This window comes from Microbacterium sp. CPCC 204701, assembly GCF_004010105.1.
Classification (GTDB): domain Bacteria; phylum Actinomycetota; class Actinomycetes; order Actinomycetales; family Microbacteriaceae; genus Microbacterium.
In genome coordinates, this window is sequence record NZ_RRYE01000134.1 from 1 (window position 1) to 7,406 (window position 7,406).

Annotated in this window: 9 protein-coding genes; 5 read left to right on the forward strand and 4 right to left on the reverse strand. The window is 71.3% G+C overall.

Annotated features, from left to right (window positions below; genetic code table 11):
* A partial coding sequence (locus EIO58_RS09590) for a DNA glycosylase AlkZ-like family protein (protein WP_240658689.1) occupies window positions 1-632 on the reverse strand: 632 nt, incomplete at its 3' end.
* A 133-nt stretch (window positions 633-765) separates the two neighbouring features.
* Here EIO58_RS09590 and EIO58_RS09595 point away from each other — a divergent pair.
* Both EIO58_RS09595 and ilvA read left to right on the forward strand, forming a co-directional pair.
* Window positions 766-1,956 (forward strand): AI-2E family transporter, encoded by a 1,191-nt coding sequence (locus tag EIO58_RS09595; protein WP_127819349.1) that lies wholly within the window; start codon window positions 766-768, stop codon window positions 1,954-1,956.
* Complete coding sequence (gene ilvA / locus EIO58_RS09600; RefSeq protein ID WP_127819350.1) at window positions 1,953-3,215, forward strand: threonine ammonia-lyase; 1,263 nt, start codon at window positions 1,953-1,955, stop codon at window positions 3,213-3,215. Before EIO58_RS09595 ends, ilvA begins: the two co-directional genes overlap by 4 nt.
* Before the next feature lie 36 nt (window positions 3,216-3,251).
* Here ilvA and greA read toward each other — a convergent pair whose 3' ends face one another.
* Window positions 3,252-3,743 (reverse strand): transcription elongation factor GreA, encoded by a 492-nt coding sequence (greA, locus tag EIO58_RS09605; protein ID WP_127819351.1) that lies wholly within the window; start codon window positions 3,741-3,743, stop codon window positions 3,252-3,254.
* A gap of 125 nt (window positions 3,744-3,868) precedes the next feature.
* Window positions 3,869-4,267 (reverse strand): DUF4307 domain-containing protein, encoded by a 399-nt coding sequence (locus EIO58_RS09610; RefSeq protein WP_127819352.1) that lies wholly within the window; start codon window positions 4,265-4,267, stop codon window positions 3,869-3,871.
* Window positions 4,268-4,387: 120 nt separating this feature from the next.
* Between EIO58_RS09610 and EIO58_RS09615 the strand changes: the two genes are divergently transcribed.
* Window positions 4,388-4,684 carry a hypothetical protein gene (locus EIO58_RS09615; RefSeq protein ID WP_127819353.1) on the forward strand — a complete coding sequence of 99 codons (297 nt, stop codon included), beginning with the start codon at window positions 4,388-4,390 and terminating at the stop codon, window positions 4,682-4,684.
* A gap of 43 nt (window positions 4,685-4,727) precedes the next feature.
* On the opposite strand, the gene trhA is transcribed toward EIO58_RS09615, so the two are convergent.
* On the reverse strand, window positions 4,728-5,471 hold the full coding sequence (gene trhA, locus EIO58_RS09620; protein WP_240658691.1) for a PAQR family membrane homeostasis protein TrhA: 744 nt from the start codon (window positions 5,469-5,471) through the stop codon (window positions 4,728-4,730).
* Between the two features lie 110 nt (window positions 5,472-5,581).
* Between trhA and EIO58_RS09625 the strand changes: the two genes are divergently transcribed.
* Together EIO58_RS09625 and EIO58_RS09630 are read left to right on the forward strand one after the other, a co-directional pair.
* Window positions 5,582-6,367, forward strand: coding sequence for an isoprenyl transferase (locus tag EIO58_RS09625; protein ID WP_127819354.1), 786 nt, complete (start codon window positions 5,582-5,584; stop codon window positions 6,365-6,367).
* 44 nt (window positions 6,368-6,411) lie between these two features.
* Window positions 6,412-7,406 (forward strand): aminotransferase class V-fold PLP-dependent enzyme (locus tag EIO58_RS09630; protein WP_127819355.1); only part of this gene is annotated, 995 nt, incomplete at its 3' end.

Below are 7,406 nucleotides of genomic sequence, written 5' to 3' on the forward strand. Positions count from 1 at the left end.
CGCACGGCGTCGTCGCGCGGCACGGGCGCGGCGAGGACGTCGGCCGGGATGACGTCCTCGGCGAGCGCGTAGCGGCGCTCGAAGCCGCGGCGACCGGCGATCGCGACCTCGCCGAACATCCACATGTACTCCAGCGCGTGCTTGACGACATCCCAGTCCCACCACGGGCCCCGCGGGCCCTTCTTCGCGTCGTGCTCGATCTGCGCGGGACGCAGCGGTCCGCGTTCGGCGAGCTCGGAGCGGACCCAGTCGACGATCTCGCGGTGCGTGTCGAACCATCCGCCGGGCTGCGACCCGTACTTCGCCCGCATGTCGTCCATCCGGAAGCGGAACAGGCCCCAGTCGGCCGCGGGGACGAAGGCGGCGACGTGCGCGAGGTACTCGACGTACGGCGGACGCCGCGCGAACAGCAGCCGGTCGAGCGTCGCGGTGTCGTACGTGCCCAGCCGCGAGAACAGCGGCATGTAGTGCGACCGCGCGAAGACGTTGACCGAGTCGATCTGCAGCGTCGCCATGCGCGCGAGCGCGGCCTTCAGCTGACGCGTGCCGGCCGTCGCGGGTCGGGGCTTGGCGAACCCCTGGGCGGCGAGGGCGATCCGGCGGGCCTCCGCTGCGCTGAGTGACGATCTCACGGCGTCAGCATAGTAAGCGGCCCCGACATGCCGACCGGGCTCCTCCACGACGCTGCGGAACCGGGCAGGAAGCGGCCCGTCGGTCGCTCCGACACATGACCGCCGCGGCATGCGACGCGCCTAGACTGGCGGGATGAGCGGCCCCGACGACAAGCCCCGCGGCTCGCTTTTCGACGCCATCCGCGACCGCAACCGCATCGTCTCGACAGACCTGTCGGGCTCGATCCCGCAGGGCCTGCGCATCGCGACCGCCTACTCGTGGCGGTTCATCGTGGTCGCCGCCGCGATCGGCGTCGCGATCTGGCTCGTGATCCAGCTGAAGCTGCTGGTCATCCCGCTCCTCGTCGGCATCCTCGTCACGGCGCTCCTGTGGCCCGCCTTCGCGTTCATGCTGCGTCATCGCGTGCCCAAGTGGCTCGCGATCGTGGTGTCGGTCATCGGCACGCTGGCGATCGTGGCAGGGCTGCTGTGGCTTGTCGGATGGCAGATCGCACGCGAGTGGAAGTCGGTGCAGGGCAGCACGGTGACCGCCGTGGAGCAGTTCCGGCAGTACCTCATCGACGGGCCGCTCCATCTGACCGAGGAGCAGATCGACGGGCTGCTCGACCAGGGCTGGGCGTTCCTGCAGGAGCAGGCCGAGCTGCTGTGGTCGGGGGCGCTGGCGATCGGCACGACTCTCGGTCACGTCGCGACCGGGGCGCTGCTGTCGCTGTTCATCCTGCTGTGCCTCCTCGCCGACGGCGCCGGCATCTGGCGGTGGACGGTGCGGCTCTTCCCCGAGAAGGCGCGACCCGCCGCGGACGGCGCCGGCCGCGCCGGCTGGACCACCGTCGTCAACTACGCCCGCACGCAGCTGCTGGTCGCCACGATCGACGCAGTCGGCATCGGCCTGGGTGCGTTCCTGCTCCAGGTTCCGCTTGCGATCCCGATCGCGGTCCTCGTCTTCCTGGGCGCGTTCATCCCGATCGTCGGTGCGGTGCTCACCGGTGCCGTCGCGGTGTTCCTCGCGCTCGTGTACAACGGACCCTGGATCGCCCTGTGGATGCTGGTCGTGGTGCTGGGCGTGCAGCAGCTCGAAGGGCACGTGCTCCAGCCGCTCCTCATGGGCTCGGCGGTCAAGGTGCATCCGCTCGCGGTCGTGCTGGTCGTCGCGGGCGGCGCGATGATCGCCGGGATCCCGGGCGCCCTGTTCGCGGTGCCGATCGCGGCCTTCGTCAACGTCGTCGCCGTGTACCTCGGTCAGAAGGCCTGGAAGACGGGCGAGATACCGCACGGCGACCTCATCTGGAGCACCGTGCCGCGCACGAGAAGGGCCCGCGCATGACCACCGCAGCCTCCCGCACCCACCCCGGCACGTCGGCCGCGCCGTCCCTCGAGGACTTCGAGGATGCCGCGGCCGCGCTTCACGGCGTCATCTCGCGCACGCCGCTCGACGCGTCGCAGCACCTGTCGGACGTGCTCGGGGTGCCCGTGCACCTCAAGCTCGAGAATCTGCAGCGCACCGGGTCGTTCAAGATCCGAGGCGCGACGTACCGCCTGTCGCGCCTCACGCCCGAGGAGCGCTCCCGCGGCGTGGTCGCGGCCTCGGCCGGCAACCACGCCCAGGGCGTCGCGCTGGCGGCGAAGGCCCTCGGCATCTCCGCGACGATCTTCATGCCGCTCGGCGTGCCGGTGCCCAAGCTCCTGGCGACCCGCGGGTACGGGGCGGATGTCGTGCTCGAGGGCGCGACCGTCGAGACGCCGCTGCGCCTGGCCGCCGAGTTCGCCGAGCGCACGGGCGCGGTGTTCATCCATCCCTTCGACCACCCCGACGTGATCGCCGGTCAGGGCACGCTCGGCCTCGAGCTCATGGACGAGCTGCCCGATCTCGACACCGTCGTGCTCGGCATCGGCGGCGGGGGCCTCGTCGCGGGCGTCGCCGCTGCGGTGAAGGCGCGCGCCGCCGTGGAGGGCCGTACCGTGCGCGTCGTCGGGGTGCAGGCCGAGAACTCCGCCGCCTACCCGCCGTCGCTGGCGGCCGGGCACCCGCTCGAGACGGCCACCAAGCCCACGATCGCCGACGGCATCGCCGTCGCCCGCCCGGGCGACCTGCCGTTCGAGATCATCCGCGATCTCGTCGACGAGATCGTCACGGTGTCGGAGGACGACATCGCGCGGGCGCTGCTGGTGCTGCTCGAGCGTGCCAAGCAGGTCGTGGAGCCGGCGGGCGCCGTCGGGGTCGCGGCGATCCTCGCCGGCAAGGTGGTCGCCGGCGGACCCACCGTGAGCGTGCTGTCGGGCGGCAACATCGACCCACTCCTGCTGCAGCGCGTCGTTGCGCACGGGCTCGCGGCATCCGGGCGGTACATGACCCTGCGGATCCCGCTGCCGGATCGTCCCGGACAGCTCGCACGGGTATCGGAGCTGCTCGCGATCGCCGGCGCCAACGTGATCGAGGTGCTGCACACGCGGCACGGCCAGGGACTGCAGATCAGCGAGGTGTTCCTTCAGCTGAGTGTCGAGACCCGCGGCGAGGAGCACCGCGCGCATGTCATCGCCGTGCTCGACGAGGCCGGCTTCACTCCCACCGTCGTGCCCGACTAGCAGTCCTTCCGCGCGGGCGCGCCGCGCGGAGGGCGGTCACTGCCCGTTGTAGGTCTCGACCTTCACGATCTCGACGGCGATCTCGCGGCCGTTGGGCGCGGTGTACGAGGTCTTCTCGCCCTCCTTGCGCCCGAGGATGGCCGCGCCGAGCGGGGATGCCTCGCTGTAGACGTCGAGTTCCGAGCCTGCCGCGATCTCGCGGTTGCCGAGCAGGAACACCTCTTCGCCGCCCGCGATGACCGCCGTGACGACGGTGCCGGGCTCGACGACGCCGGTGCTCTCGGGGGCCTCGCCCACCTTGGCGGTCTTCAGCAGCTGCTGCAGCGTGCGGATGCGCGCCTCCTGCTTGCCCTGCTCGTCCTTGGCGGCGTGGTAGCCGCCGTTCTCCTTGAGGTCGCCCTCCTCGCGGGCCGCCTCGATGCGCTTGGCGATCTCTTCGCGGCCCGTCGTCGAGAGCTGCTCGAGCTCCGCAGCGAGGCGGTCGTAGGCATCCTGGGTCAGGAAGGTCACGGGGGCGTCATTCGACACGGCTGACTCCTTCGGTCGGCAGGGGACGGTCGATAAACCGAACGCCCCGGCTCACGGCCAGGGCGTGGATCGACTGCAGTCACGACAGACTACGTCACCCCGCCGATTCGGGCAAAACCTCGGCGCTACGGCGACACGACCCAGCAGGAGTTGACGAAGCCCGTGGTGGCGAGCGCCGTCGTGGGGATCACTTCGCGCAGCGCCTGGGCGTGCAGCTCGGACGCCGGGATCTCGACGACGCGCCAGCCGACGACGCCGTGCTCCTCGTCCTGCGCCTCGATCGCGCAGGCGACATCCCGGCCGGGGGGAGAGGTGATCTGGAACCCCAGCGAGACCGAGTGCTCGTCGACGACCTCGAACGACGTCGTGTCGGCGTCGACCGCGTCGAGCGTGCTCTGCACGATCGACCAGCCGACGTAGCCGACCGCCCCGACGGCGACCAGGGCTCCGATGGCGAGGAGCCAGCGACGGGAAGGCGAGCGACGGCGACCGTAGCGGTCGTCGAGCATGTCCTGCGTCGTCATTCCGCTCCTGAGTCTCGGGGGATCCGCCGGAAGAATAGGCTGGAGTCCAGGCTATGCGCTCCCGCGTGCGGCCGACGACACACCCCGACGGCTCGCACGGCGAGCAGAGCGAGGACACCCATGCACCACGCGCTCGCCGCACTCCATGCCGCGGCGACTCCGACGCCGACCCCCACCCAGGTCGACCCCGAACTGGTGACCCCCGGCGTGTGGGGCTTCGTCATCACGGCGCTGGTCGCGCTGGCCGTGGTGTTCCTGGTGTGGGACATGATGCGCCGAATCCGCCGCGGCCGCGTGCGCTCCGACATCCGCGAAGAGCTGGATGCCCAGGAGCAGGCAGCCCATGCCGTCGAGGCGACGGTTGCCGACGACCAGAACGTCGACCCCCGCGACGACGAGCGTCCCGCGGGGCGCTGAGCCGAGGCATCCGTCGCCGTCGAAGCGGCGAAGCCGCGCGGGGTCAGCCGGGCAGTCCGAGCGACGGTGACAGCGGGTCGAGCGCGATGAGCAGGCACGCCGTCCAATGGCACAGGAAGGCCAGGACGGTGCACACGTGGAAGATCTCGTGGAAGCCGAAGTGGCCGGGCCACGGGTTGGGCCGCTTGAGCGCGTAGACGACCGCGCCGCCGGTGTAGAGCAGACCGCCCACGATCACCAGGATCATCATCGCCGCATTCGCGTGGAACAGGTCGGGAAGGTACATGACCGCAGCCCAGCCCAGCGCGAGGTAGAGCGCGACATAGAGCCAGCGCGGCGCGTTGATCCAGAAGACGCGGAACAGGATGCCCAGCAGGGCGCCGCTCCACACCAGCACCAGCAGCAGGAGGCCCTTCTCGGGCGTCAGCGCGAGCGTCGCGATCGGCGTGTACGTGCCCGCGATCAGCAGCAGGATGTTCGCGTGGTCGATCCGCTTGAGGACCGACTTGGTCTTCGGGTTCCAGTTGAAGCGGTGGTACATCGCCGAGTTGCCGAACAGCAGCAGCGACGTCGCCATGAAGACCGCCGACGCCCATTTCGCCGGCGCGCCCTCGGCGAACACGATGAGAACGACGCCGGCGGCGACGGCCAGGGGGAACGTCGCGGCGTGGACCCAGCCGCGCCACGACGGCTTGATCTCGGGAGTCGCCGCGTCGACCGCGGCGGCGTCCATGAGCGGCAGCACGGGGACTTCGGGGGCCTCCGGGAGGCGGCGACGGCGGCTCATGTGCCCAGCGTAGGCCGCGACGCATGCCCGGAGGGGAACATGAGGACGCGCTGGCGCCGGCCCCCGGTGTCACGCTAGGGTACGGGGCCGCGCCGGGGTAGCGTAGGCGTGTGGCGCGTGGGTCGGCGAACGAGGGCAGAGGGCCCCTCTATCGCCTCTACATCAACCGCCTGCGTCGACGGCTTGATCCCGCGACCGTTCCCCGACATGTCGCGATGATGATCGACGGCAACCGTCGCTGGGCGCGGCAGCTCGGCTACGCCTCGGCCGCGCACGGCCACCGGGCCGGGGCCGCGAAGATGCGCGAGTTCCTGCGCTGGTGCGACGACGTCGGCGTCCGCGTGGTGTCGCTCTACCTCCTGTCGAACGACAACCTGCACAAGCGCGACTCCCGCGAGCTGTCGGATCTCATCGAGATCATCGCCGAGCTCGCCGACGAGCTGTCGCACGAGCGGGACTGGCGCGTCAAGCATGTGGGCCGCGCCGACGCGCTGCCCGCCGATCTCGCGCACGTCCTCGCCGACGCGGAGCGCCGCACCGGTGAGAATCGCGGACTGCACGTCAACCTCGCGGTGGGCTATGGCGGCCGCGGTGAGATCGTCGACGCCGTGCGCAGCATCATCGCCCAGCATCAGGTCGGGGGCGGGTCGCTCGAGGAGCTCGCGGCGAGCCTCACTCCCGAGCAGATCGGCGAGCACCTCTACACGGGCGGTCAGCCCGACCCCGACCTCGTCATCCGCACGTCGGGCGAGCAGCGCCTCAGCGACTTCCTGCTGTGGCAGTCGGCGCACTCGGAGTTCTACTTCGTCGAGGCGCTGGGCCCCGACCTCCGTGAGGTGGACTTCCTCCGCGCGATCCGCGACTTCGCGTCGCGGGACCGCCGGTTCGGGGGATAGGTGCGCTCGGACGCCGGACCGGGCGTTCTGTCAGAATGATCCGCGTGACGGATCTGGACTCGTATCTGGCGTCGTTCGATGGGGAACCCGGGTACCTCGACTGGGCCGCGTTCGGACCGCTCTCACCGGCCGTACGCGCCGAGGCGCAGGGCGACACCGAGCTTCTCGGCTCGGGTCGCCGTTCGAGCATCGAGCTCGTCGACGCCCACGTCCACGAGGCACGCGAGCTCGTGGCGCAGCTTCTCGGCTCCGACGCCGCGCACGTCGCGCTGCAGCCGTCGACGACCTACGGCCTGATGCACGCTGTCTACGGGCTGTCGGGCGGGCTCATGCTCGGGCGCGGCGAGTTCCCGAGCCTCACGGTGGCCGCGACGCGCGCGTCCGAGGCGCTCGGGGCGATCGAGCTCCAGTGGCTCGAGCCGGCCGACGGCCTCATCACGCCCGACGTGGTGCGCGATGCCCTCACCGACGACACCCGTGCGCTGGCCGTGAGCCTCGTCGACTTCCGCACCGGGTACCGCGCCGACCTTCCCGCGCTCCGCGATGCGATCGGCCCGGACCGGCTGCTCATCGTCGACGCGATCCAGGGCTTCGGCGTGGTCGACGCCGATTACTCGGCGGCCGATGTCGTGTGCGGGCACGGCTACAAGTGGCTTCGCGCGGGCCGCGGCACCGGGTTCGCGTGGTTCGGCGATCGCGCGCTCGAGCGCATCGCGCCGATCCTCTCCGGGTTCCGAGGCGTCGAGGGCGATCTGCCGCTGGATGTCGTGCCACCGCCCGTGCCCTCCGCGCAGGCGTTCGCGGTCTCGGGGTACGACACGCTCGCCTTCGCGCGCCTGACGACCGCACTGCGCGAGATCGCCGATGTCGGCGTCGCGACGATCGAGGCAGAGCTCGCCGCGCGCACGGCCGACGTCATCTTCTTCGCCGACCGCTACGAGGTCCCCGTCGTCACGCCTCGCGAGCCGGAGCGCCGCGCCGGGATCGTGACGCTCGAGCCGGCCCCGCAGGACGCCGCGCCGCTGGCCGCCTCCCTGGC